This is a genomic window from Streptomyces sp. NPDC030183, assembly GCF_055573455.1.
Map to the genome: position 1 here is coordinate 115,869 of NZ_JBVIBK010000025.1, position 23,222 is coordinate 139,090.

Genomic DNA, 23,222 nt, shown 5'->3' on the forward strand with positions numbered 1-23,222 from the left:
CGGCTCGGGACACCCGGCGGGCGAAGACGCTCGTCACGCCGATTCACGGACCTGCAGCTGCGTGCGGAGGATGACGTGGCGGTAGGCCACCGACGGCTCGTCCATGTCCTCCAGGAGCAGCCGGATCATGGCCCGGCCCATCTCCTCCAGCGGCTGACGCACGGTGGTCAGAGGCGGATCGGTGCGCTGAGCCAGCGGAAAGTCGTCGAAACCGATCACGGCGACATCCTCCGGTACGCGCCGTCCCGCCGCACGCAGTGCATGCAGAGCCCCCGCCGCCGTGGTGTCCGACGCGGCGAGGACGCCGTCGATGTCCGGGTGCCGTTCGAGGAGTTCCGCCATGGCGCGGCGCCCGCTGTCCTCCGAGAAGTCGCTTTCGGCGACCAAGGACTCCTCGTACCTCAAGCCGGCAAGCGTCAGAGCATCCCGGTAGCCGCGCAGCCGGCACTGGGCGACGTACATGTCCAGCGGCCCCGTGATGGTGGCGATCGTTCCGCGGCTCCGTGCCAGCAGGTGGGAGACGGCGCTGCGGGCACCGCCCACATTGTCCGCGTCCACGTAACTGACGTACTCGTCGCCCGAGCGGCGGCCCAGCATCACGGTCGGCAGCCGCGCCTCGGCGAGCATGTCCGGGAGCCGGTCTCCCGCATGCACGGACAACAGCAGTACCCCGTCGACCCGACCGCCGCGCGCGTACTCCAGGAAGCGCTTGCGCTCGATGTCCGAGCGCACCAGGGTCAGCAGCAGTTGCATCCCGGTGTGCGCCAGCGCGTCCCCGAGCGAGCGGACGATCTCCGAGAAGAACGGCTCGGCGAACACGCGCCAGTCGGGCTCCGTCAGGACGAGAGCGACGGCATCGGTCCGCTGCCCGGCCAGGGAGCGCGCCGCGAGATTGGGAACGTACCCCAGCTCCTCGATGGCTCGCTGCACGGCTTCGCGCGTCGACTCCCTCACACCAGCCGCGTTGTTGATGACGCGAGACACCGTGCCACGCCCCACCCCGGCGTGAGCGGCCACCTCTTCCAGCGTCGGTGTACCGGGGCGTCGCCTGCCCATGACCACCTCCCCCACGAGATCATCCGATCTTACGGGGCGAAGGAACGGGGCACACGGCTTCCCGGCGTGACCCGTGCTGAGTCGGCCAGGTGACGACGTCGCGTTCGCGTCATTCATGAGTCAACGCGCTGTGCACATCGCCGGCTTCGTTCCGCGCACAGGGGGAGCAGCGCCGACAGGCCAGGGCCGTCGTCTGGGACGATGGTGGCATGGGTGAAGATGTCCTGCTGCTCCCCGATTCTCCGGCTCGTGAGCCTGACTTCGAGGACGATTTCGCCGTTCCGCAGCTCAGGAAGGATTGCTGGGTCGATCACTATCTGCCTCACTGGACGTCACCCGAGCGGTCTCGGGCACGCTACGACATCGACGAATCGGGACTGCGGCTGCGTATCGACGCCGACCAGCCGGACTGGCGAGAGGAGGACGCTCCGCTCCGTGTGTCCAATGTGCAGACCGGCGTGTTCTCCGGCCCGGTGGGATCTCACCGGGGAACACACCGACACCGTTCCGACGGACTCGCCGTCCGCACGCAGACCCCCGAGCGGCTGCTCTGGGCGCCCACGGCCGGACGGGTGGAGGTGACGGTGAGCGCGAGCGTGGACGAGGGGTGCATGCTCGCGGCGTGGCTTGTGGGCACGGAGCATCTGTCGGAGGGGGAGAGCGGTGAGATCTGTGTCTTCGAGATCGACGCCGACGCCGTCGGCGAGGGGCAGAGTCACGCCCGGTGCGGGGTGAAAGCCCATTCGGACAGGCGGTTGACAACCGACATGACGGAAGTCGTCCTTCCTCTGGACGCCTCGAAACCCCACACCTGGACGGCTGTGTGGGGGCCATCGGGCACGATCATCGGCTGCGAGGGCGTCATGGTGAAGCGGACGCGTCAGGCTCCCACCTACCCGCTCTTCTTGATGATCGACCTGTTCGAGATCGGCCCACGCTCGGACGCCGAGACCTCCTACCCGAAGACCGCTCATGTCCACCGTGTGCGCGGGTGGAACGCATGCGAACAGTCGGAGACGGGTGCCTCATGAGAAAGACGGGACCCGCCGCCCGTCAGGCACGAGCCTGGCGGGCGGGTCCCGGGTGAGTGACTGCGACTCGGGTCCGGTGTGTGCTCGGCAGTGGGGCGGCCGGCCGACCGGCGGCTCGGATCAGGCGAGTCATGGTGAATACATCACGCGGTGGTGCAGGGCGTGCCGTTCAGGTTGAAGGCGGCCGGAGGTGAAGCCACCGCTGTGAGAGGCATGGAAGCCGAAGGAGACCTGGCCGCCAGGCGCAAGAGATGCGTGGTACGCCAGGTTGTCGGCCGTGACCGCTCCCGACGACGGAGAGATCCCGGCGTTCCACGCGCTGGTGATCGTCTGCCCCACGCGTAGGGTGAACGCGAGATTCCAACCGTTGACCGGCGTGGAATGCGTGTTGGTCAAGGTGACATCGGCGGTGAAGCCGCCCTGCCACACGCTGGTGCTGTAGGCCACCTTGCATGCCGCGGGCCCGCCGGGAGTTCCTGGCCGGGTGTGCCGCCGCCGAGGTTGACGGTTGACGGTTGACGAGAAGGAGTTCACCGCTTGCCCCACGCCGTTCCGCCAAGGCTCGAGGCCCGCCTGAACGCTCGTCAGGCACCAGTCGTTCTGTGCGAGTCCACGGGAGACGGCCTGCCGGACGAAGTCCATCGCGTCGAAGCTCCAGCTGTCCATCGCCGACGGCGCGACGAAGGACAGCACGTCGTCGGAGCCGTTGCTGCTCGACCATGGCCTGCGCGACGCCGAACTCGGCGTCGATCGCACGGGTACTTCCGGCAGCGACTTGAACAACTCGGATTTTCGCAGGTCGCCGCGTGGCGATCCTCCGCCGGTGAGTTCAGCCAGGGCAGTCCCGGCCGGGTGGGCGACGTGTACGAGGACCGGTGCGGAGCCGGGAGAGCGGCTCCGCACCGGGGGTGCGGTGGGTGCATCAGGATGCGGAGCCGGTGACAGCGGTGCCGTGGCGGGTGACACGCCGCCGCGTTCGCCGCGTTCATGAACTCCGGCCAGGTCCGCATGTGCGCCGACCGCGTCCTGGTGCACACCTCACTCGTCGGCGAGTTCACCCGGCGGTTCACCGCGAAGGTCGCCGGTCTGCCGAGCGGCGATCCGGGCCTGCCTGGCACCGTCATCGGCCCGCTGGTGGACGAAGCCGCCGCGTGGCGGGTCGCTGCCCTGGTCACGGACGCGGTCGGCAACGGCGCGCGCGTCCTGACCGGCGGTGGCAGGCCGGAGGGGGCCCTGTATCCGGCGACCGTGCTGACCGACCTGCCCGAGGACGCGGAACTGCACCACGCCGAGGCCTTCGGACCCGTCGTCGCCGTCAGGGCCTTCGCGGACGATGACGAGGCGGTGGCCCTTGCGAACGACACCGAGCACGGCCTCAGTTGCGGCATCCTCACCGAGAACGGCACCCATGGCCTGAAGGTGGCACGCCGTATCCGCACCGGCATCGTGCATGTGAACGACCAGTCGGTGGGGGACGAACCGCAGGCACCCTTCGGCGGTTTCGCGGCCTCCGGTTACGGCCGCTTCGGAGGGCGCTGGGGCATCGAGTCCTTCTCGAACACCCGTTGGGTCACCTCTCCACCGAGCATTCCCTCTACCCCTTCTGATCCTTCGCCGTACGGCGCCTGTCCGAAGTCGTCATCACCACAACCAGGGAGTTCCCCTTGGCAACGTTCCGCTTCGACACCCGACTCGCACAGGACCCCGGCCGCGTCTGGGCCGTGCTCACCGACGTGAGCATGATTCCGCAGTGGTTCCCGGCCGTGCGGGAGGCGCACTTCGACGGCACGCACCGCCACCTGACCACGGCCGAGGGCACGCTGAAGTCCCTCGTCGTGACGAAGGACGACGCACTGCGCCGCTTCCAGTACCGGTTCGTCGAAGGCATGCCTCAGCCCATCGACTTCCACCTGGGCACCATCGACGTGCTTCCCGACGCGGACGGCTCACGCGTGGTCTACAGCCAGGAAATCCTTCCCGAGGCGCTGGCACCCATCGTCGAGGGAGCCGTGAGCGAGGGGATCACGGGCATCGCCCGGTACTTCGCCGCGCACCCCTGATGGGGCAGGGGCGCACGAGGTGAGAGCCGGGCCGGCGGCGGTGACGCAGCGGAACACTTCCGTGCGGTTCGGTTCGGGTGACCTGGCCCGCCTCCCTGTCCCAGGCGGGGCCTCGGAGCCGGGCCCTGACGGTCGGTCCGCCGAGTGCGGCCACCACGATCAGGCCGATGGCGGCCTACGCCGCAGAGATCTTCGCCGGTGAGGGTGGGGCGGGCCGGACGATCGCGGGGCACGGCTCCGGCATCTTGCGGACGTGCCGAACAGCGCAGCTCCGTTGATCACCAGGCCGACGGCCGCGGCAGCCCACACTCCCCGGTCGCCTTCACGGACGTCCGCAGCGTCCAGGGTGAGCTGCTCCCTTCGCTGAAGGCGCTGCTGACCAGGGTGGATCACGCCTCAGGGGTCCTTTCACCATGCCCGCCCGGGTCGCGCGGCCTGGCACCGCACCTCGCCGCGTCGCCGGACCGCCCACGTGGCTCCTCCCGCACCCTCGGCCTCGCTCGAGCGGGGGACCCCCATCGAGGGCGCTCCGGTGCCTTGCGACGCACGGCACCAGACCACGCGACCTGATCGGAGGCTCATAGTGAAAGGACCTTTCAACAGGCCCCCTCCCGCTGTGGAACGTCCTCGAGGGCCGCACCCGTACGCCGTCATTCCCCGGCGGGACGCGATCGGCGCCGACTTCGCCGGCCGCTCGGCCACCTTCCGGCCGAGCCGTCGCTCACCGCGTGGAAGCGGCCGGTGAGGCGGGGGCGGGGAGGGGGCGCCGGGCGACTTCGTGGGCGTCGTCCTGGGGTACGCCCAGCATGCGCAGGACCATCTCGGCGAGGTTCACGGCGGCCTCGTCGCCGTCCAGGTCGGGGCGGGCGAATCGCATCTCCACCAGGGACAACAGGGTTCCGCCCAGTGCGGTCAGGGCGACCACCGGATCGACGGGGGTGAAGCGGCCGGACGTCAGGCCGGCCTCAAGGTCTCGCAGTGCCCGCCGGGCCAGGCCGTTGTCCGAGTGGATGTGACCGAGGCCGCGGCGGCGCAGGACCTGCATCAGCTCGGGATGGGAGTCGGCCATGCGGGCGCTGAGCCGGAAGCCCGCCGCGACGAGTTCCGCCGGGTCGTCGATCCCCGTCAGGCGCTCATCGAAGTTCCGGCCGAACTCCTCCAGCGCGTCCACCACGGCTGCCTCGAACAGCTCCGTCTTGGACTCGAAGTGGTTGTAGAAGGATCCGAAACCGACGTCCGCGCGTTCGGCGATCGCCTGGATGCTGGCGCTGGTGTCCCCGGTTTCGGCCAGTATCTGCCGGGCCGCGCGGACGAGCGCCCGACGGGTCTCGGCGCGGCGCCGCTCGAAGCGGTTGCTGGGCGGTGCTGACGTAGACATGCGCAGAGTCTACCCGCCCGTGCGATGACAATAGCAGCTCTGATGAGTTCATCAATCCTGCCGTGAATATCTTGACGACAGAATTGTCAGACCTGATGATTTCTTCATTGAAGCGATACTGCTCGGAGGGCACCATGTCTGAAACCCGCGTCCACGGGCCCGATGTCAAGACGGCCCACCAGGACCTGCACAGCGAACAGGGCGCCCTGCGCGGTGAGCATCCCGGTCGCTCCCGCAATCCCGTGATCAAGGTCGCGGACCTGGCCTGGCTGGAGTTCGAGAAGCCGGACTTGGAGCGGGCCGAGGTCTTCGCCCGGGACTTCGGCTTCCAGGTCGCCGCACGCACGGAGAGTGGGCTGTGGCTGCGGGGCACCTTCGCGGGCTCGCCGTGCATGGTGATCCGGCGCGGTCGTACGTCCCGTTTCATCGGCCCGGCGTTCCGTGCGGCGGAGCGGGCCGACCTGGACCGGCTGGCGCGGGCCACCGGATCGTCCGTACGGGATGCCGACGTTCCCGGTGGCGGCAAGGCGGTCGACCTGCTCGACCCCTCGGGCTTCCCGGTGCGGGTGGTGCACTGCGGCGAACAGCTCCCCGCGTTGCCGGAGCAGCGGCCACTGCTGTTCAACTTCGGCACGGATCACCGTCGTACGAACGCCACCCAGCGTCCGCCGCGCGAACCCTCCCGTATCCAGCGGCTGGGGCATGTGGTGCTGGAGACAAGGGTGTTCGCGCAGGCGCTGGACTGGTACCTGGACACCCTCGGGATGATCGTGTCCGACTTCCTGTTCCTGGACGGGCAGCGCGACCGCGGCCCGACGATGGCGTTCATCCGCTGCGACCTGGGCAACGTGCCGGCCGACCACCACACCCTGGCCATGCACCTGGGCCCGGGCACGGGGTACGTCCACTCCGCCTACCAGGTCACCGACCTGGACTCCATCGCCGCCGGCGGCGAGTACCTCAAGGAGCGCGGCTACAAGCACAGTTGGGGTATCGGTCGGCACGTCCAGGGCAGCCAGCTCTTCGACTACTGGCGCGACCCCGACCGCTTCATGCTGGAGCACTTCGCCGACGGCGACCTGTTCTCCAGCGACGTCGAGCCGGGCTGGGCACCCCTGTCGACCAGCGGCCTGGCCCAGTGGGGCCCGCCCGCCACCCGCGACTTCCTCGGCGCGAGCCCCTCCCCGCAGCGGGTCCGCGACGTCATCCAGGCCCTGCGCGACGACAACGAGATGGATGCGGCGCGCCTGCTGGGCCTGCTCAAGGCCGCCAACTCCTGACCCCGACCGACCCCTGATGAAGGCAATGACATGAGTACGAACGTCCTGCGCACGGTCGACGGATGGTGGGCGGTCCTCGGTGACCGTGCCGTCCCCGTGGACACCAAGGCCGTCACCACCGCCGAGCTGATCGCCGACCGTGACGCCGTACGCGACGCGGCACTCTCGGGTGAGCCGGGCACGCCTGTCGCCGACCTGGTGGCGCTCTCGCCGGTCACCACGCCCTGCCGGGTGGTCGCCCAGATGGTCAACTACCGCAGCCATGCCCGCGACTCGGGCTTCACCGGCGACATCCCGCCCGCCTTCTTCCGCAAGGCGTCCGGCTCGGTCAGCGGACCCGGCGAGGCCGTCGCCCGCCCCTCCCACGTCAGGTTCCTCGACTACGAGATCGAGCTCGGCCTGGTCATGGGCGCGCCCCTGCCCATCGGCACGGTGGTCGAGGAGCGGGACCTCCCCTCGTACGTCGCCGGGCTGGTGATCATCAACGACATCAGCGCCCGCGAGGTGCAGCTGACCAAGACGCAGTTCTACGAGAGCAAGTCGTACCCCACCTTCACCCCGACCGGGCCGTACCTGGCGCTGCTGGAGCCCGACGACTTCGCCCATCTCCTCGACCTGCGACTGCAGTTGTCCGTCAACGGCGAGCTGCGCCAGGACCGCACCCTCGCCGACATGATCGTCCGCCCGGCGCAGGCTTTGACCCTGCTGGCCCGCTTCCAGACCCTCGACCCCGGCGACCTGCTGCTGACCGGCACGCCCGGTGGCACCGCGCTGAAGGCCCCGCCCAAGCTGGTCGAGAAGATCGGCGCCCTGCTGCCGCCCGCCGTCAAATGGAAGGCGTTCTTCAGGTCGCAGGCGAAGAACGCGCACTACCTGCACACGGGTGACGTGATGACGGCGACGATCGCGACGCCGGACGGCCGGATCGACCTCGGCGAGCAGCGCACCCCTATCACGGACGCGAAGTGAGACGCCAAACATGATCGTCGAACGTGACGGGGCGGACGTACCCGTGGTGATCATCGGCGCCGGACCGGTGGGCGTGACCGCCGCCCTGCTCCTCGCCCGGCGCGGACTCCGCACCGTCGTCCTGGAACGCCACCAGGACGTCTACCCGCTCCCGCGTGCCGTCGCCACTGACGACGAGGTGCGCAGGATCCTTCAGGCGGCAGGAGTGGGGGAGGAGTTCGCCGCGATCGCCCGCCCGGCGAACGGGCTGCGGCTGCTGGACGCCCGGCACCGGGTGATGGCCGAGTTCCGCCGCACCGGGCACGGTCTGCACGGCTACCCGCAGACCAGCATGTTCGACCAGCCCGAGCTGGAGCGGCTGCTGCGCGACGGCCTCACCCGGCACCCGGAATGCGAACTGCGGAGCGGCGTGGAGGTCACCGGCATCGGCCCCGACACCGAAGGCCCCGTGCGCGTGACCTACCGGGACGACGACGGCGAGCACGAGCTGTGGGCCGAAGCGGTCCTCGGCTGCGACGGCGCCAACAGCGTCACCCGCGAGGCCATCGGGGCCGTATGGGAGGACCTGCGCTTCGAGGAACGCTGGACCGTCGTCGACGTCCGCACGACAGCCGACGTGCGCTGCTGGGAGGGGGTCGACCAGGTCTGCGACCCGGACCGGCCGGCCACCTTCATGCGTGTCGGCGAGGACCGCTACCGCTGGGAGTTCCGGCTGCGGGACAGCCAGGAGACGGTCCGCGAGCTGGTCGCCCCGTGGCTGCCACCCTCCTACGAGGGGGACTTCGAGATCGTCCGCGAGACGCAGTACACCTTCCGGGCGCGCGTCGCCGACCGCTGGCGCAGCGGACGGGTCTTCCTGCTCGGCGACGCCGCGCACCTCACCCCGCCGTTCATCGGCCAAGGGCTGTGTTCTGGTCTGCGGGACGCCTACAACCTCACGTGGAAACTCGCCCGCGTCCTCCAACAGGGCGGTGACGAGCGGATGCTGCAGACCTACGAGAGTGAACGCAAGCCGCACGCCCGGCATGTGATCCGGCTCGCGGTCGCCATGGGCTGGGCCATGACCGGCGGCCAGGACAGTGCCGCCGCGATCCGCCGCCGGGTGCTGGCTGCGACCTGCCGCGTACCCGGGCTCACCACGGTGGTCGGCCGCGACCTCAGCCCGCCCCTGACCACGGGACACCTCGTACGCCGCCGCCGCAAGGGCCTTGCGGGTACGCACTGCCCCCAACCATGGATCACCGCCGACGGACGGCGCAGCCGCCTCGACGAGGTGCTCGGCGACTCCTTCACCATCCTGACCACTGCCGATCCCTGGCCCTCGCTGAACGCCCTCGCCCACGCGCTCGGCGTCCGGGCGATCCCCGTCACCGGCCTCGGCGACGACGGCACACTCGCCGCCTGGCTGCGCGCCGGCCGCGCGGACGCCGTCCTGCTGCGCCCCGACCGCGTCGTGATGGACGTCGTCCCCGCCGGGGGCCGGGACTTCACCGGCACCACCACCTGGGCGTCCCTCCTGCACACCACCCGCAGTCCCCACCCGCCCCGACGGACCGTCGACGACAGCCTGCTGAGGAGCGTCACACGATGAGCGTGCCCGACCCTTTCATGACGCCGGATCCGCAGGCCGTCGCGGACAGCAACCTCATGGACTTCGCCCGCCATGTCGGGATGTCCGGCGCCGACTACGCCGACCTGTACCGCTGGTCGGTCACGGACCTGGAGGGCTTCTGGGGGGCGGTGTGGGAGTACTTCGACATCGACGCGGACACACCGTACGAGCAGGTGCTGGCCGAGGAGCGGATGCCCGGCGCCCGCTGGTTCCCCGGCGCCACCCTCAACTACGCCCACCACGCCCTGCGTAACCTCGCCGACGACGCTGTGGCGGTCATCGCCCTCGACGAGACCGGCTCCTGCTACGAGGTGACCGCGAGCCACCTGCGCGCCCAGGTCGCCTCCGTCGCCGCGACCCTGCGCGAGCTGGGCGTGGGACCGGGCGACCGGGTGGTCGGCTATCTGCCCAACACCCCGCACGCGATCGTCGCGTTCCTCGCGGCCGCGAGCCTGGGCGCCGTGTGGTCGGTGTGCGGGCAGGACTACGCGCCCAAGGCCGCCGCCGACCGCTTCGCCCAGCTCGAACCCACCGTCCTGATCGCCGCCGACGGCTACCTCTTCAACGGCACTGCCCACGACCGGCGCGACGCCACCCTTGAACTCGCCCACGCGCTGCCGACGCTGAAGGCGACGCTGCTGGTGGGCCACGTGGGCCTGCCGTGGCCGTCGAGGGCGTACCCGTCGCTGGTCGTCCCGTGGGAGGACGCCGCCACCCGCACCGAGGAACTCACCTGCACGCCGGTGCCATTCGACCACCCTTTGTGGGTCGTGTTCTCCTCCGGCACCACGGGCCTGCCCAAGGGCATCGTCCACGGCCACGGAGGCGTCCTGCTGGAGCACCTCAAAACGCTCGGCCTGCACTCCGACCTCGGCCCCGGCGAACGGCTCCTGTGGTACACCACTACCCACTGGATGATGTGGAACCTGGTCGCCTCCACACTCCTGACCGGTGCCACCACCTGCACCTACGACGGCAGCCCGGCGCCCCTCGCCCAGCCCGACGTCCTGTGGCAACTGGCCGCACGCCACCGGGTGACCGTCTTCGGTACCAGCCCCCAGTACCTGCTGGGCATGGCCAAGTTCGGCATCGACCCGTCCGTGCACGACCTGTCGTCGATCCGCGTGGTCGGCTGCACCGGCTCGACCCTGCCGGCCTCCGCCTACCCCTGGGTCCGCGACCACGTGGGTGAGCGCGTGCTGCTCGCGTCGATCAGTGGCGGCACGGACGTGGTGTCCGGCTTCGCCGGCAGCGCACCCAACGTCCCTGTGTGGGCAGGCGAGTTGTCCGCACCCCACCTGGGCGTCGCGCTGGCCGCCCACGACGCCGAGGGCTTCCCGGTCGTGGACCGGGTCGGCGAGCTGGTCGTCACCCGCCCCATGCCGTCGATGCCGCTGTACTTCTGGAACGACCCTGACGGCACCCGCTACGGCGACGCCTACTTCTCGTCCTACCCGGGCGTCTGGCGGCACGGTGACTGGATCACGGTCACCAGCCACGGCTCGGTGATCGTGCACGGCCGCTCCGACAGCACGCTGAACCGCAACGGTGTACGCCTCGGCAGCGCCGACATCCACGACGTGGTCGAGCGCCTCCCCGAGATCGCGGAAGCCCTGGTCATCGGCGCGGAGGAGGACGACGGCGGCTACTGGATGCCGCTGTTCGTGGTCCCAGCCGCCGGGGTGACCCTGGACGACCCGCTCCGCGAGAAGATCAAGGAAGCCATCCGGACCGGGGCCTCACCTCGCCACGTCCCCGACGAGATCCTCGAAGTACCGGGCATTCCGCACACCCGCACCGGCAAGAAACTCGAAGTTCCCGTCAAACGCCTCCTCCAAGGAGTCCCGGTCGAGCAGGTCGTCAACCGGGGCGCCGTGGACGCCCCCGCCCTCATCGACTACTACGCCCGCCTGGGCGCTGAGCGCAGGGACAGATCGGCATGACAGCCGCACACGCCACCCTTGCTGTCGCGCTGTTCCTGGTCTTCTTCCCCCTGGGCCTGGCGAAGATCGCCGCGGTGCCGTTCATGCGTCAGGCAGCTGCTCATCTCGACATGTCGCCGGGGCTCTACCGTGTGATCGGCACGCTGGAAGTGGCCGGAGCGGCCGACTGCTGCTCGGCCTGGCTTCGGCCCCGCTCGGGGTGGCCGCCGCAACCGGGCTGGCTGTGCTCATGGTGGCTGCCGCGGTGGTTCACCAGCGCCATGGCGACCTGCCCGTGCGGGCCCTGCCCGCTGCGGTACTGGCCCTGATGGCGGTGGCGTACGCCGGGGCGGCGATCGCCACCGGTTGACGGCCCGGGTGTGCGCCGCGTCGAGAGGGAGGCTGCCGATGCGCGACGGCTCATGGGTCTCCCGTCCGGCGTACCGTCGAGAGCGTGGAGTACACGGCCGCCAACCTTGTCTCCCGCGTCGCCGGCGGCCTCGGGCCGATGGCGGACGAGGTGACCGCCGACGTGGTGCGGTGCCTGCGGGGTGAGGTTTCCGAACTGCGGATCCGCGACGACACGATCGTCCTGCACGTGCTGCCCGGGGACGACGAAGTCCGCGACCCCTCCGAGCCGGCCCCCGAGATGGCGGAACTGTCCGAGGAGGAGATCGACGAGGCACTGCTCCTCATCGACCGCATGGAGCTGGAGGGCCTGGAGGGGTTTGCGGATGAGTACACCGAGGCGCTGGAGCAGTCCGTCGCGAAGGCCAAGGCATCGCGCGGCAAGGACACGCCCCAGACCCGCGACATGTCGGACAAGAAGACGGCCGCCCGGAAGACCACCGCCCCCCACAGGACCATCGCGAAGAAGACGGCCAAGAAGACCTCCCCCCGAAAGCCCCGCAGCGCCTGACCTAGCGGCTGGGATCACCGACGCCTCCGGCTTGCTCGCCATGAAAGACGTACTGTCCGAACTCGTCGGCCCGGCGGCCGCAAGACGGCTCTGCTCCGGAAAACCAGAACGGCTGTGTCGCCAGTCGGGTGAGCGCCGTGTTCTGGGGTACAACGGCTGTTGGCTCGTGCGAGTGCACAGAGCCGGAGCACGCCCGGGCGAAGGGCTGTTCCCGGGCATGAACGAAGGATCGACCAGTATGGCCAGCGGCACCGTGAAGTGGTTCAACGCCGAGAAGGGGTTCGGCTTCATCGAGCAGGACGGCGGAGGACCGGACGTCTTCGCGCACTACTCCGAAATCAAGGGCAGCGGATACCGCGAGCTGACCGAGGGCGAGCACGTCACCTTTGACATCGGCCAGGGCCAGAAGGGCCCCCAGGCCCAAAACATCGTCCGGGGCTGACCGGGCGCAGGGATACAGAGCGAGGCGGCTGTCCGATCCGGCGGCCGCCTCGCTCATGAGTGCGCGGGCTGGGCGGTCCGACGATCGGGGGCATGGTCGGGCCGAAGGATGGTCCCGTGCAGGTATGGCGGCCACCCGATGCCGGCGTGGTCTCACGCATATGGTGATCCGACGGCGTTGCCAAGCCCGGGAGGGTGCCCGTCGAGCGCGGTCACCATGCTCCGGCGTGCGGGCCGCACAGAGCACCTCCCGCCCGGAGAAGAAGACCGCGCGCCCGCGGAGCAGCTGCTCGCGTGGTGGCGCACGTCTGCGACGTCGGCGAAGCGACCTTGTGCGCCCGAGGAAACGTGCGATCTTGCGGAGGCACTCGAAGTATGTCGTCGGCGAGACCAACTTCAGCGGCGGCTGCGATGCAACATTTTTTGGACAGCTTTCGTTACCCGCTGTTCGATACGGGTGCGCTGCGGTGCGGAAGTGAGAGAAGTGTAGTGGGCTGTTGCCCTCACCGTGATATCTCCGGTGTACGCGATGACCTCGAATCGATGAATGCGGTTCGGGCCCGGGTCTTGAGGGTCCGGCTTGTACGTGATGTGTACGGTTCGGGCGAAGGCGAGCGTGGCACCCTCCAGGGAGAGGTTGCGAGCCCGGGAAATCTCCTTGATGGAGTCTCCCTTGTCAGTCACCAGAGAGGGACATTTGGTGAAAGCCCTAGCCAGTGAAGCGGTCTGGATCCGAGCTTCCTGCGTGCTGGGCCAGAGAAACGCGGCGGACTCCACCGATTGAAGACCGTCTTCGTGCACGGTATTACTGAGGACGCCCCGCTCGAATCCTGCCCGCATCACAGCGGGGTCTTTTCGCGGTAACTGGCACTGCTGGCGGCCGGGTTGCTCGTATTCGTTCCAGCGAGGATGGCGATCCTCAACGACCCGAAAAGAGAATCCCCAGTCCTCGTGAGTGAGAACCAGCCGCATAACCTCTTTTTCAGCCTTGGACCGGGGCGCCACGCTAACTTCAGAGACGCCCGGTGCGGCTGGCTGATCTCTCGAGGCGTTTCCTCCAGGCGTGCACGCGGCAAGAGGCCAGGAAACAACCGACAGCGCCACCGCCACATGCAGGGCGGCAGTAGTGCGACGCGATTGCACAGCTCTCCTACTCGCACGCACGACGGTTCCTTCACGCGAAAAGCTCCAGGATGGTCGATCTCAGCACATACGACCAACTTTCGCAATGCATTGAGCCTTGAGGGGGAGTCACCCCAGGCCCGACGATGTGGCTGAGAGGTCGTTTTCCCTCGTTGTTTCTTCCCGTAATGCGGACTTCATGGCGGGATGTCGGGCCGCTTGGGTGCTTCGCACGCGAAGACGGTCAACGAGGGTCACTGCGACGATCCGGCCGAAGCCCGACCTTTCGCCTTTTCAGATAAAGGCTGCAACTCACCGTCTGAACCCATTGCGCCCGGACAAGCGTCACAGCACCGGCCACCACCGGCCAGCACCGGCCTGCGCTTCCGGAACATCGGCCGCCTGCTGGCGTACTCCCGCACGGGTGGCGCCCGCTCCACACCGCGACGGCCCGCTTCCGGCTGATGGGTGTTCGGCGACCATCGCGTCGACCGACGCTGTCTCCGTGGGCTTGGTCGATCCCAGAATCCGCAGGTGGTCGAACGTGACTAGCCTCACCTGCAGTCCTGCCGCTGTCAGTCGTTTGGTCTAGGGTCTCGGGCTTCGGTGGTGGGTTGCTCCTAGGGTCGAAGCTGACGGTCCGCTTCGGCGCTGAGGAGATGTTCATGCCCATCCGTCTCGCTGTCACAGCCATAGTTGCGGCGGTCTCGTGGATCGCTCCGTTATCCGGTGTGGCTCATGCCCAGGACCTCGACTGCCGTGACTTCGCCTTTCAGGAAGACGCGCAGGCTTTCTTCAACCAAGATCCCAGCGATCCTCATCGGCTCGACGAGGACCAGGGACCCGACGATGGGATCGCCTGCGAGGCACTCCTGCGCCGAGGTACTGCCACCCCGTCCACGGTGGCTCCTACGGCGACCCCGCCGATGCGGGGAGTCAAGGGCGGGCTTGGAGGTGCGTCCGGCGGTGGAGTGACCGGCTGGGACATCAGCCTCGGCGTGGGCCTGACGGCCGGCGCTCTTGCTGCCGCCGGCTGCGTCCTCAGGGCTCGTCGCCGGACCTGACCACAACGCAAGGACGATGATGCCGGTATGCCGGCACAGTGGGGCACACCGGCGCGCGGGTCGCTCCGCATCGGGGGGTGCGGCGTTCAGTGCGGTGAGGCGGTTGCCCCGGCCTCCAACAATGTGTCGCCTGGGACGACGAGCCGCACATGACCGAAGTTGCTGTGCAGCGCCGGATAGGAGGTGACCAGGGTCCCGCCTGCGACGATGTTCCCCGCGCCGGGACCGCATGGCGGCTCGTCCTCGTTCGGCCGACAGCGCGAGCGGCGCTTCGCTCGTTGTACGGGTCTGGAGGACGAGCAGGGGGTTCCTGCACCAAGGGGGCCAGCCGGCGCTTCCCCCGTCTGCGGTAGGCCGGCCGTACGGTGCGGGACATCCGCGCCGCGCGCCGTGGTTCCGCACCGACCGCCGTACGCCTCCGGTGCCGGCGTCCCCGGCGCCTTGGGGTAATGCCCACGCCGTCAGCGGCACGCCTCGGCGAGCTCCGCGGGACCAGGCGGTGCGACAGGTGGGTGTCGGCTCATAGGCTGCGGCCATGAGCGAAATCCAGACCCCGTCGCCTCGCGACGCCTTCGAGCTGTTGCTGGCCGGTAACCAGCGCTTCGTCGCCGGCACCCCCGAGCACCCGAACCAGGACGCCGCCCGCCGCGCCCAGACCGCCCCCTCTCAGCAGCCCTTCGCCGTGCTGTTCGGGTGCTCCGACTCCCGGCTGGCCGCCGAGATCATCTTCGACCGCGGCCTGGGCGACCTGTTCGTGGTGCGCACCGCGGGCCATGTCATGGGCCCGGAAGTGCTGGGCAGCATCGAGTTCGGCGTGGAGGTGCTGGGCTGCCCGCTGGTCGTGATCCTCGGGCACGACTCGTGCGGCGCGGTCGGCGCGGCGTGCGCCGCGCTGGAGGACGGCATGACGCCGACCGGGTACGTCCGGGACGTCGTCGAGCGGGTGACCCCCAGCGTGCTGGCCGCGCGGGCCGCCGGACGGGTGGAGGCGGAGGAGATCCTCGCCGAGCACATCAGCCACACCGCCGACCTGCTGCTGGACCGCTCCCGGGTCCTCGCCGGCAAGGTCGCCGCCGGCCAGACCGCCGTGGTGGGCTTGCGCTACCGCCTGGCCGACGGCAGCGCACAGCTCGTCGCCTCCCACGGCCTCGATGCGGCAGGGATCGCCGCATCCTGACCGCTCGGTGTGACCCGCCGTCGCGTCGCGGGCGCGCTGACGGCACCCTTTGGCAGGATGCGCAGGTGCAGCCACGGCCGGTCCCCTGCCGCGCTCACCTCACCCGGATGCCACCGGTACCAACGCCTTCCACGACGCCTACCGCAATGCCACGGCGCACAACGCTGTATTCGTCGACGTCGAAGCCGAGGGTCAGCACTGGGCAGGCGGACACGCGGACACCCCCACCGCCGACTTCGGGCGCAGGGTCGCCGATGGCGTCAACCATCCCGTCCGGACCGCCATTCTCCGGCTGGTTGACGCCCGCGAGGTCGGTTTCGGCGCGTACACAGGACCGTCTACCTCATGAGGCACTAACCACTAACAGGCCCCCCGACGTCTCCAGCATGGCGTTGGTGCTGGTCACACCGTGGACCGGGGTCCGGCGGCGCGGCGGAGCCGGTTGGCGATCGCCAGTCCCAGCCCCTTCTCCACCGGCAAAGAGGCGATGATGAGATCACACCCTTCCTGGTCGAGTTCGCGCAGGAACCTGTACAGCCCGCGCGCGTAGGCGTCCATCGAGGCGGGGACCGCCACCACGGCGTGCCCCTTCACCGGGACGTCGGAAAGGAACGGCGGAAGAAGGATGCCGACTTGGTGCCCCAGCTCCTGCGCGAGGTCCGCTTCGGCGATGACATTCTCGGGCTCGACGAGCACGACCCGGGCGCGCGGTGCGTAGTGGGAGGGATGCTGACCGGGCACCCGAATGTGGCTGGTCGCGGGAACCGCGAACGGACGCCCCAGCACTGCTTCGAGGTCCTCGCGCGTCACGCCGCCGGGCCGCAGGATGCTCGGGGTCTCGCCGGTGACGTCGACGATTGTCGACTCGACGCCGATTTCGCAGGGGCCACCGTCCAGCACGAAGTCAACGGCAGCACCCAGCTCGGCACGGACGTGGTCCGCCGTGGTGGGGCTGACTGAGCCGAAGCGGTTGGCTGACGGCGCCGTGACACCGCCGCCGAATGCCGACAACAGCGCGAGGGCGACGGGATGGTCGGGCACGCGAACGGCCACCGTCTCCAGGCCACCCGTCGCTTCGAGGGGCACGCGGCGGCCGCGCCGCAGGACCAGCGTGAGCGGCCCCGGCCAGAACCGCTCGGCCAGCAGGCGCGCCGCCGCGGGCACGTTGTCGACCCAGTCGTCCAGGTGATCCGCGCTGTCGATGTGGACGATCAGAGGGTGGGAGGACGGGCGTCCCTTGACCTGGAAGATGCGCGAGACCGCGGCGGGATCCTCCGCGTTGGCTCCCAGACCGTAGACGGTTTCGGTCGGCAGGGCCACCAGGCCGCCGACGCGCAGCACGGTGGCCGCCTTCTCGATGTCACTGGTTCTTGCCATCACCCTCGCAATCCTCCCACCGCTCCGCTCTCCTCCTCTCCCCGCTCTCGTTAGCGGACAAAGAGGAGCCACGGCTGTCGGTACCTCGTGGGAGAAGTCCAGCAAGGACGCCGAACACAACGACTTGCCAGGGAACACCTAGAACGCCGGGCAGTTCGCCATGCAGACCCGCAGGCGCGAGGCCGACGAACTCGCCCGCCGGCACTGGCGCGGCAGTGGAACAGCGACGCCCCCACCCGCGACGATCTGAGGCCGGACGGCTACCGCGACTACCCGGGCCTGGTGCCGCTGCCGGCCACCACCCTGCGCCTGCTCGCCGCCTACGGTCCGCACCACCCGGTGTGGTGGCGCTCAGCCACACGACCTGGCAGGCCCTCGCTGACGCCCTGTTCGCTGCCAGGAGCGGCGGCAGGAGGGTCAGCGGGGCGAGGGTGACCTTGACAACGATGTCCGAGCAGCCGCCGAGTGCTTCGGTGAGCGCGGCCTGCTCGGCCGGGTCGACGGTCGGCGTTCTGGCGCTGCGGGCCCTGCCGCACGGGGACCGTCCGGCTGCCCGTTCCGCAGGGTGACAGTCCGGGTGGCCTCGCAGCCGGTCGCGCGGTTCACGCATCGACCGGACGACCGAGGCACACCAGCACGCCCGCTCCGTCGGACACCTCCGTGCTGCGGCGCTCGGCGGTGCAGCACCCTCACCAGTTCGGCGTTCGAGCGATAACGAGCGGGGGCGTGGGCGAGCAGGCCTCGTGTCAGGCGATTGTGCCGCCCGCCGTGATGCCGCAGATGAGCAGGGACTGGCGGGGATGGCGGCGCAGCGCCTCGAACAGGCCGGGGCGCGGCATCTGTTGCCGTTCGGCGCTTCTCGTCTCCTCGGCGCCTTGCCGGATCCAGAAGCCGACCAGGCTGAGCACCGCGCCGAGCACGAACGGCACCCGCCGGCCCGAACCGTTCATCTGCCCGTCGCTCAAGCGAACTCGCCACCCACGGACACCCTTGGAGCACGGGGGCGGCGAGCGCAGGTCGGCCGGTACCGCACGGTCACCGTGGCGCTGTTCCGGCTCGGCGACGTACGGGCCGTGCGGGACACGCCGGGCGTGGGCTGGGAGGCCGTCCGGGGTCTGCCCAAGGGGGCGGTGTCGCCGCTGCGTGAGTATGCGGCCCTCGCCCCCACCCGGGCCGCGGTGGTGATGGGCCGACGGCGCCCGAGGAAGGCGGAGGTTCTCAGGAAGTGTTCGCCGACCCGGCCGCCGCGTACGCCGACGAGATCGCCCTGTGTGCCCGGAATGGGGCGAGGCGACCCGCGCCGGCGCGCGAGCTGCCGGTACCGGACGACGCGGTCATTCTCGACACCGAAACCCCTAGCCTGGACGGACAGACCGTCGAAACCGCAGTGATCGACGCGGCCACCCGCAAGTAGCTGATGAACACCTTGGTCAAGCCGACCGAGCAGACCGAGCAGACCGAGCCGATCAGCGATGGCACCCGCTGGGTGCACGGCATCACCCACGACGACGTCGCCGATGCCGCGGCGTCCAGCTGGTCGATGAGGACAGCTCACACACGTGGTGCACATTCATGCCGACGCCTTGGCAGGCTGTCTCTCGGTGCGGCTGTGCAGGCCGGTGTCCAGGGTTCTGCTCGTTGTTCGAGCAGATTGTCCCGCTGAACTCCAGTGGATGGGGTAGCCGGATCTCGGCAAGGTTCCCCGCACGAAAGTGGTGCCTATTCCCATGGCAGAGACACGAGACGTCGTCGAACTCATTCTCCAGGACCACCGGAAGATGGAGGAGCTTTTTCGCCTGATGCGCAGCGTCGAAGCCGACCGGGCTGCCGCTCTGCGGGAATTCTCCGATCTGCTGATCGCGCACGCACTGGCGGAAGAGGCGAAGGTCTATCCCGCACTCAAGCGCTACAAGAAGATCGACGACGAAGAGGTGGAACACGGCGAGGAGGAGCACGAGGAGGGCAACAAGGCACTCCTGGCACTCCTTGAAGTCGACGAGGTCGGCTCCCAGGAGTGGGACGAGAGGCTGGAAGATCTCGTGCAGGCTGTCACCCATCACGCCGACGAAGAGGAGCGCACCATCCTCAACGGAGCGCGCGAGAACGTGGCCATGGAGCGCCGCGAGGAACTGGGCGAGGCGTTTGTGGAAGAGCGCGAGCGTCAGCTGAAGGAAGGCTGCGGTGGTGTCGACAACGTGCGCCGCATCGTCGGCTCCTGACCGCAGCCCGTGCACGCCCCCCCGACGGTCGGCGCCGGGAGCAGGCGGCCGTGACCTTCCGGGGTCCGCGGAGTGCTCTCCCGGGCCATGGCAACGGCCGTTGGCGGGTCTGAGGCCTGACGGCTGCGCCTCGACTTACGGGTGACCTGTTGTCTGGCGAACGCGCGGAGCGGGATGTCGGGGTGGCTGGGGTCCGGTGGTATGGAGACGCAAGCTCCACTGCTTCGTCGGACCCCAGACATGTGGCCCGGTTCCCGGGAAGGTGGTTGTTACACCGCTTGCCCGAAGAGATGTCCTGATCCAGGACATGCCTGTGGGCTCCGGATGCATCCGGAGCCCACAGGCATGCTGCTGCTTGGCGGGTTACCAGCGATACCAGCGTCCCTTACGCCCGCCCGCGTCCGCGGAGCGCATGACGAAGCCGAGCAGCCAGACGACCAGCACGATGACGGCGATCCACCACAGTGCCTTCAGCGCGAAGCCCGCGCCGAAGAGGATCAGAGCCAGCAGAAGAACCAGAAGCAGGGGAACCATTGTTATCAACCTCCGTCGCTCCTGGTGCCCAGCGAATGCAAGAACACACGGTCGATTTCCCTGGTTTCTCCACGGCTCTTGCGGGCACTGAACACAGTTCCTCTACGGCGTTGCCCTCACCGCCGGGCCGATGGAGGCGCCGCGCACACCCAGATCCGTCTCCTGCGCGAGGCGGCCGCCGACTTGCGGCGGTCGTGGGAGAAGCCTGCCGAGCCCGGTCGGCTCACCCCGGCCCGCGTCCGCCGGGGGTTTCGGAACCTCCGGCCGCATCTGCCCTGCCCCGCCCGTGCACCGAAACCCACAACACCCGGCCCGAAAGGCCACCTGGCTCGAAGAACCGGCGGCCCGCCACCCGCTACGACGAGGGCAAGACCGTGAAACGACCCGAGAGCATCACCGAACGGGCAGCGGCGCCTGTACGCCGCTTTCCGTGGGGCAGCCAGGCTCGTCCACGAGGCGAAGAGCGCGCTAGAGCGTTTCTGATGGCTCTTGGGTGGGCGGGGTGGATCTCCTGGTTGGCCGGGCAGGACGCCCTTATGGTGCGGCGACACGAGCTCACGGACGCGCAGTGGCGGAAGATCGAGCCTCTCCTGCCCGGTAACGGCAAGCCGGGTGGGCAGTGGGCGGATCACCGCAGGGTGATCAACGGGGTGTTGTTCCGGGCCCGGACCGGGGTGCCCTGGCCTGACCTGCCGGAACGGTACGGTCCTTGGCAGACCGTCTATGAGCGCCATCGCCGCTGGTCGGCCGACGGCACCTGGCAGGCCGTCCTTGAGGAGTTACAGATCGAGGCGGATGCCGGCGACCCGGACGGGGCGCTCGCTGGCCGGGCAGGCAGGCAGGAGTGGGCGGTGAACATCGACTCCACGTCCTGCCGGGCGCATCAGCACGCGGCCGGAGCGCCTCGCAAGCCCCCGGCCGACCACCCGCAAAAATGGGCGGGACGCGTGAGGAGGCAGATGGGCGGGAGGCGTTGGGGCGCTCACGGGGCGGGCTGACCAGCAAGGTCCATCTGCTCTCCGACGACCGGGCCCGCCCGCTGCACTGGCTGACCTCGCCCGGTCAGCGCGGTGACAGCCCGATGTTCGCCCCGGTGCTGGACGGCCTACGCGTCCGGCGCCGCGGACCGGGCCGCCCGCGCAGCCGGCCGGACCGGGTGCGCGGCGACAAGGCCTACTCCAGCCGCGACAACCGCGCCTACCTGCGGCAGCGCGGCATCAAAGCCACCATCGCCCAGCCCGACGACCAGCAGCTTCACCGCAAGCGCCGGGGACGAGCCGGTGGCCGGCCCCCGGCCTTCGACAAGGTCCAGTACCGCCGTCGCAACGCAGTCGAGCGATGCGTGAACAAGTGGAAACAGTTCCGCGCGGTGGCCACCCGGTACGACAAACGCGACTACATCTTCAACGGCACCCTGACCGTCACCGCGATCGTCATCTGGCTCCGAGACACCGTCCAAGAGCCATCAGAAACGACCTAACGGACAGGCGAGGCGTCGAAGAGCGCGAGGGCGTTGTGGACGCCCTGGTCGAGGACGTCGTCGGCGAGCTTGGGGTCGGCCAGGGCGCGGGCGAGTTGGAGCGTCCCGACCATCATGGCGAAGACGCTGAGCGCCTGTGCGCGTGCCGAGGGCGGGTTGTCGGGTGCCAGGCGGGCGGCGATGTCGTCGATGACGGTCAGCAGGCCGTCGGTGAACGCCTGCTTGGTCGCGTCCGTGCAGCGTCCGATCTCGTCGAGGAGGGCGGCGGTGGGGCAGCCGTTCTCGGGGTCGTCGCGGTGTCCGGGGGACAGGTAGGCGCGGACGAACTGTTCGAGCCCGGCGCGGCCGGGCGCGAGTGCTTCAAGGCTCGCGTTCTGCGCGCCCAGCTGGTCGGCGACGGCGTTCGCGACGAGGTCCTCCTTGGAGACGAAGTGGGCGTAGAAGGCGCCGTTGGTCAGCCCCGCGTCCGACATCAGCGTGGAGACTCCGGAGCCGTCGATGCCGTCCTTCTTGAACCGGCGGCCGGCCGCGTCGATGATCCGCTGCCGCGTCGCCTGCTTGTGGTCTTTCGTGTAGCGCGCCACGCACTCCTCCTCGTCGCTCCGGCCGGGAGGCTGCTTGCCGCCCTCCGGCTTCCGTCCTAGAGTAATTGTATTACGGTCATAATCCAATCAGCGAGAAAGGCCCTTCATGACCACAAACCGGCCGGTGGCACTCGTGACCGGAGCATCGTCAGGTATCGGCAAGGCGGCCGCCTTCGCGCTCGTCGACGCAGGGTTCGAGGTCGTCGGAACGAGCCGTCGAGCCTCAGGGGACGACCGCCGCGAGGGCGTGACGTTCCTCGACCTCGACGTGGCCAGCGACACCTCGGTCGCCCGCGCGGTCGACCGCGTGATCGAGAAGTTCGGGCGGATCGACGTCCTGGTCAACAACGCCGGCATCGGCTCTGCAGGCGCCGGGGAGGAACGCTCCCTCGTCCAGGACCAACAGCTGTTCGACATCAATGTCTTCGGACTGATCCGCATGACCAGGGCCGTCCTGCCGCACATGCGCGCCCAGGGCGGCGGCCGGATCATCAACATCTCGTCCGTCCTCGGGTTCGTCCCCGCGCCCTACATGGCCGCCTACGCCGCGTCCAAGCACGCCGTCGAGGGTTACTCCGAGTCCGTGGACCACGAGGTCCGCCAGCACGGCGTCCGCGTACTGCTCGTGGAGCCCGCCGTGACCAGGACCGCGTTCGAGGCCAACTCCCCACAACCCGCCACGCCTCTGCCGGTCTACGAGCAGCAGCGACAGGCCTTCGAGCGCGTGATGGCCGCGGCGATGAAGGACGGTGACGATCCGGCCACCGTCGCCAAGGCGATCGTCGCCGCGGCGACCGACCCGAAGCCGAAGCTGCGCTACCCCGCCGGACCGACCGCCGGACGCGTCAGCACCCTGCGCCGCCTCGTGCCCTCCCGGGCCTTCGACCGGCAGATCCGCAAGCTCAACCAGCTGCCTACCTGACCGAGACCCCCATCCCCAACGCCACAACGCGCACCGGGGGCCTTTTGTGGACCTGTGCACCAGCACCGCCCTCGT

At 69.5% G+C, this 23,222-nt stretch carries 20 protein-coding genes and 5 pseudogenes; 17 read left to right on the forward strand and 8 right to left on the reverse strand.

Features of this window, described 5'->3' with window-relative positions; genetic code table 11:
- Positions 1-33 precede the first annotated feature (33 nt).
- Positions 34-1,056 carry a LacI family DNA-binding transcriptional regulator gene (locus ACZ4Z2_RS28285; protein ID WP_468079728.1) on the reverse strand — a complete coding sequence of 341 codons (1,023 nt, stop codon included), beginning with the start codon at positions 1,054-1,056 and terminating at the stop codon, positions 34-36.
- Between the two features lie 209 nt (positions 1,057-1,265).
- Here ACZ4Z2_RS28285 and ACZ4Z2_RS28290 point away from each other — a divergent pair, with 209 nt between their 5' ends.
- Positions 1,266-2,087: a hypothetical protein gene (locus ACZ4Z2_RS28290; RefSeq protein WP_468079730.1), complete on the forward strand. Its 822-nt coding sequence runs from the start codon at positions 1,266-1,268 to the stop codon at positions 2,085-2,087.
- A 143-nt stretch (positions 2,088-2,230) separates the two neighbouring features.
- On the opposite strand, the pseudogene ACZ4Z2_RS28295 reads toward ACZ4Z2_RS28290, so the two are convergent.
- A pseudogene (locus ACZ4Z2_RS28295) lies at positions 2,231-2,807 on the reverse strand (cellulose binding domain-containing protein); the annotation flags it as partial.
- A gap of 246 nt (positions 2,808-3,053) precedes the next feature.
- On the opposite strand from ACZ4Z2_RS28295, the pseudogene ACZ4Z2_RS28300 reads away from it, so the two are divergent.
- Together ACZ4Z2_RS28300 and ACZ4Z2_RS28305 are read left to right on the forward strand one after the other, a co-directional pair.
- Positions 3,054-3,694: pseudogene (locus ACZ4Z2_RS28300) on the forward strand (aldehyde dehydrogenase family protein); the annotation flags it as partial.
- A 132-nt stretch (positions 3,695-3,826) separates the two neighbouring features.
- Positions 3,827-4,147, forward strand: coding sequence for an SRPBCC family protein (locus tag ACZ4Z2_RS28305; protein ID WP_468079773.1), 321 nt, complete (start codon positions 3,827-3,829; stop codon positions 4,145-4,147).
- A gap of 721 nt (positions 4,148-4,868) precedes the next feature.
- On the opposite strand, the gene ACZ4Z2_RS28310 is transcribed toward ACZ4Z2_RS28305, so the two are convergent.
- Positions 4,869-5,525 (reverse strand): TetR/AcrR family transcriptional regulator, encoded by a 657-nt coding sequence (locus ACZ4Z2_RS28310; RefSeq protein WP_468079732.1) that lies wholly within the window; start codon positions 5,523-5,525, stop codon positions 4,869-4,871.
- A gap of 134 nt (positions 5,526-5,659) precedes the next feature.
- On the opposite strand from ACZ4Z2_RS28310, the gene ACZ4Z2_RS28315 reads away from it, so the two are divergent.
- The 7 genes and pseudogenes from ACZ4Z2_RS28315 to ACZ4Z2_RS28345 all read left to right on the forward strand — a co-directional run bounded on the left by ACZ4Z2_RS28315 (position 5,660) and on the right by ACZ4Z2_RS28345 (position 12,669).
- Positions 5,660-6,805 (forward strand): VOC family protein, encoded by a 1,146-nt coding sequence (locus tag ACZ4Z2_RS28315; RefSeq protein WP_468079733.1) that lies wholly within the window; start codon positions 5,660-5,662, stop codon positions 6,803-6,805.
- Between the two features lie 30 nt (positions 6,806-6,835).
- Positions 6,836-7,774: a fumarylacetoacetate hydrolase family protein gene (locus ACZ4Z2_RS28320; protein WP_468079735.1), complete on the forward strand. Its 939-nt coding sequence runs from the start codon at positions 6,836-6,838 to the stop codon at positions 7,772-7,774.
- A 10-nt stretch (positions 7,775-7,784) separates the two neighbouring features.
- Positions 7,785-9,365 (forward strand): bifunctional 3-(3-hydroxy-phenyl)propionate/3-hydroxycinnamic acid hydroxylase MhpA, encoded by a 1,581-nt coding sequence (gene mhpA, locus ACZ4Z2_RS28325; RefSeq protein ID WP_468079737.1) that lies wholly within the window; start codon positions 7,785-7,787, stop codon positions 9,363-9,365.
- Positions 9,362-11,329 carry an acetoacetate--CoA ligase gene (locus ACZ4Z2_RS28330; RefSeq protein ID WP_468079739.1) on the forward strand — a complete coding sequence of 656 codons (1,968 nt, stop codon included), beginning with the start codon at positions 9,362-9,364 and terminating at the stop codon, positions 11,327-11,329. The genes mhpA and ACZ4Z2_RS28330 overlap by 4 nt, the downstream gene beginning before the upstream one ends.
- Positions 11,326-11,678 (forward strand): annotated as a pseudogene (locus ACZ4Z2_RS28335) (DoxX family protein). Before ACZ4Z2_RS28330 ends, ACZ4Z2_RS28335 begins: the two are co-directional and overlap by 4 nt.
- An 84-nt stretch (positions 11,679-11,762) precedes the next feature.
- Positions 11,763-12,227 (forward strand): hypothetical protein, encoded by a 465-nt coding sequence (locus ACZ4Z2_RS28340; RefSeq protein ID WP_468079740.1) that lies wholly within the window; start codon positions 11,763-11,765, stop codon positions 12,225-12,227.
- A 238-nt stretch (positions 12,228-12,465) separates the two neighbouring features.
- Positions 12,466-12,669: a cold-shock protein gene (locus tag ACZ4Z2_RS28345; RefSeq protein ID WP_055711351.1), complete on the forward strand. Its 204-nt coding sequence runs from the start codon at positions 12,466-12,468 to the stop codon at positions 12,667-12,669.
- Between the two features lie 395 nt (positions 12,670-13,064).
- Here the strand turns inward: ACZ4Z2_RS28345 and ACZ4Z2_RS28350 are convergent, their stop codons facing one another.
- Positions 13,065-13,640 (reverse strand): hypothetical protein, encoded by a 576-nt coding sequence (locus tag ACZ4Z2_RS28350; protein WP_468079742.1) that lies wholly within the window; start codon positions 13,638-13,640, stop codon positions 13,065-13,067.
- Positions 13,641-14,455: 815 nt separating this feature from the next.
- On the opposite strand from ACZ4Z2_RS28350, the gene ACZ4Z2_RS28355 reads away from it, so the two are divergent.
- The gene (locus ACZ4Z2_RS28355) at positions 14,456-14,854 is read left to right on the forward strand and encodes an excalibur calcium-binding protein (RefSeq protein WP_468079744.1); all 399 of its coding nucleotides are present in this window, start codon (positions 14,456-14,458) and stop codon (positions 14,852-14,854) included.
- A 535-nt stretch (positions 14,855-15,389) separates the two neighbouring features.
- On the forward strand, positions 15,390-16,031 hold the full coding sequence (locus ACZ4Z2_RS28360) for a carbonic anhydrase (protein ID WP_468079746.1): 642 nt from the start codon (positions 15,390-15,392) through the stop codon (positions 16,029-16,031).
- A gap of 402 nt (positions 16,032-16,433) precedes the next feature.
- Here ACZ4Z2_RS28360 and ACZ4Z2_RS28365 read toward each other — a convergent pair whose 3' ends face one another.
- A complete protein-coding gene (locus tag ACZ4Z2_RS28365) occupies positions 16,434-17,408 on the reverse strand; it encodes an L-threonylcarbamoyladenylate synthase (RefSeq protein WP_468079748.1) in 975 nt (324 codons plus the stop codon).
- A 749-nt stretch (positions 17,409-18,157) separates the two neighbouring features.
- Positions 18,158-18,373, reverse strand: a pseudogene (locus tag ACZ4Z2_RS28370) (MFS transporter); the annotation flags it as partial.
- Positions 18,374-18,633: 260 nt separating this feature from the next.
- Here ACZ4Z2_RS28370 and ACZ4Z2_RS28375 point away from each other — a divergent pair.
- Entirely contained in the window at positions 18,634-18,822 is a 189-nt protein-coding gene (locus ACZ4Z2_RS28375) for a hypothetical protein (protein WP_468079750.1), read from the forward strand.
- 313 nt (positions 18,823-19,135) lie between these two features.
- The gene (locus tag ACZ4Z2_RS28380; protein WP_468079752.1) at positions 19,136-19,627 is read left to right on the forward strand and encodes a hemerythrin domain-containing protein; all 492 of its coding nucleotides are present in this window, start codon (positions 19,136-19,138) and stop codon (positions 19,625-19,627) included.
- A 363-nt stretch (positions 19,628-19,990) separates the two neighbouring features.
- Here the strand turns inward: ACZ4Z2_RS28380 and ACZ4Z2_RS28385 are convergent, their stop codons facing one another.
- On the reverse strand, positions 19,991-20,161 hold the full coding sequence (locus tag ACZ4Z2_RS28385) for a DUF5670 family protein (RefSeq protein WP_133931976.1): 171 nt from the start codon (positions 20,159-20,161) through the stop codon (positions 19,991-19,993).
- A gap of 138 nt (positions 20,162-20,299) precedes the next feature.
- Between ACZ4Z2_RS28385 and ACZ4Z2_RS28390 the strand changes: the two are divergent.
- Together ACZ4Z2_RS28390 and ACZ4Z2_RS28395 are read left to right on the forward strand one after the other, a co-directional pair.
- Positions 20,300-20,565: pseudogene (locus ACZ4Z2_RS28390) on the forward strand (NF041680 family putative transposase); the annotation flags it as partial.
- A gap of 132 nt (positions 20,566-20,697) precedes the next feature.
- Positions 20,698-21,641 (forward strand): IS5 family transposase gene (locus ACZ4Z2_RS28395; RefSeq protein WP_468079775.1). Its coding sequence is split into 2 segments (ribosomal slippage): positions 20,698-21,126 and positions 21,129-21,641, totalling 942 coding nucleotides; the frame shifts between segments, so codons are not numbered across the junction.
- On the opposite strand, the gene ACZ4Z2_RS28400 is transcribed toward ACZ4Z2_RS28395, so the two are convergent.
- The gene (locus ACZ4Z2_RS28400) at positions 21,638-22,225 is read right to left on the reverse strand and encodes a TetR/AcrR family transcriptional regulator (RefSeq protein ID WP_468079753.1); all 588 of its coding nucleotides are present in this window, start codon (positions 22,223-22,225) and stop codon (positions 21,638-21,640) included. The genes ACZ4Z2_RS28395 and ACZ4Z2_RS28400 overlap by 4 nt on opposite strands.
- A 106-nt stretch (positions 22,226-22,331) precedes the next feature.
- Here ACZ4Z2_RS28400 and ACZ4Z2_RS28405 point away from each other — a divergent pair, with 106 nt between their 5' ends.
- A complete protein-coding gene (locus ACZ4Z2_RS28405; RefSeq protein WP_468079755.1) occupies positions 22,332-23,147 on the forward strand; it encodes an oxidoreductase in 816 nt (271 codons plus the stop codon).
- Positions 23,148-23,222 lie beyond the last annotated feature (75 nt).

What these genes read in the sequence shown, in the direction of transcription:
- ACZ4Z2_RS28285 (WP_468079728.1), bottom strand. Translation starts at nt 1,056, where the DNA reads ATGGGCAGGCGACGCCCCGGTACACCGACGCTGGAAGAGGTGGCCGCT.
- ACZ4Z2_RS28290 (WP_468079730.1), top strand. Translation starts at nt 1,266, where the DNA reads ATGGGTGAAGATGTCCTGCTGCTCCCCGATTCTCCGGCTCGTGAGCCT.
- ACZ4Z2_RS28305 (WP_468079773.1), top strand. Translation starts at nt 3,827, where the DNA reads ATGATTCCGCAGTGGTTCCCGGCCGTGCGGGAGGCGCACTTCGACGGC.
- ACZ4Z2_RS28310 (WP_468079732.1), bottom strand. Translation starts at nt 5,525, where the DNA reads ATGTCTACGTCAGCACCGCCCAGCAACCGCTTCGAGCGGCGCCGCGCC.
- ACZ4Z2_RS28315 (WP_468079733.1), top strand. Translation starts at nt 5,660, where the DNA reads ATGTCTGAAACCCGCGTCCACGGGCCCGATGTCAAGACGGCCCACCAG.
- ACZ4Z2_RS28320 (WP_468079735.1), top strand. Translation starts at nt 6,836, where the DNA reads ATGAGTACGAACGTCCTGCGCACGGTCGACGGATGGTGGGCGGTCCTC.
- mhpA (WP_468079737.1), top strand. Translation starts at nt 7,785, where the DNA reads ATGATCGTCGAACGTGACGGGGCGGACGTACCCGTGGTGATCATCGGC.
- ACZ4Z2_RS28330 (WP_468079739.1), top strand. Translation starts at nt 9,362, where the DNA reads ATGAGCGTGCCCGACCCTTTCATGACGCCGGATCCGCAGGCCGTCGCG.
- ACZ4Z2_RS28345 (WP_055711351.1), top strand. Translation starts at nt 12,466, where the DNA reads ATGGCCAGCGGCACCGTGAAGTGGTTCAACGCCGAGAAGGGGTTCGGC.
- ACZ4Z2_RS28350 (WP_468079742.1), bottom strand. Translation starts at nt 13,640, where the DNA reads ATGCGGCTGGTTCTCACTCACGAGGACTGGGGATTCTCTTTTCGGGTC.
- ACZ4Z2_RS28355 (WP_468079744.1), top strand. Translation starts at nt 14,456, where the DNA reads ATGCCCATCCGTCTCGCTGTCACAGCCATAGTTGCGGCGGTCTCGTGG.
- ACZ4Z2_RS28360 (WP_468079746.1), top strand. Translation starts at nt 15,390, where the DNA reads ATGAGCGAAATCCAGACCCCGTCGCCTCGCGACGCCTTCGAGCTGTTG.
- ACZ4Z2_RS28365 (WP_468079748.1), bottom strand. Translation starts at nt 17,408, where the DNA reads ATGGCAAGAACCAGTGACATCGAGAAGGCGGCCACCGTGCTGCGCGTC.
- ACZ4Z2_RS28380 (WP_468079752.1), top strand. Translation starts at nt 19,136, where the DNA reads ATGGCAGAGACACGAGACGTCGTCGAACTCATTCTCCAGGACCACCGG.
- ACZ4Z2_RS28385 (WP_133931976.1), bottom strand. Translation starts at nt 20,161, where the DNA reads ATGGTTCCCCTGCTTCTGGTTCTTCTGCTGGCTCTGATCCTCTTCGGC.
- ACZ4Z2_RS28405 (WP_468079755.1), top strand. Translation starts at nt 22,332, where the DNA reads ATGACCACAAACCGGCCGGTGGCACTCGTGACCGGAGCATCGTCAGGT.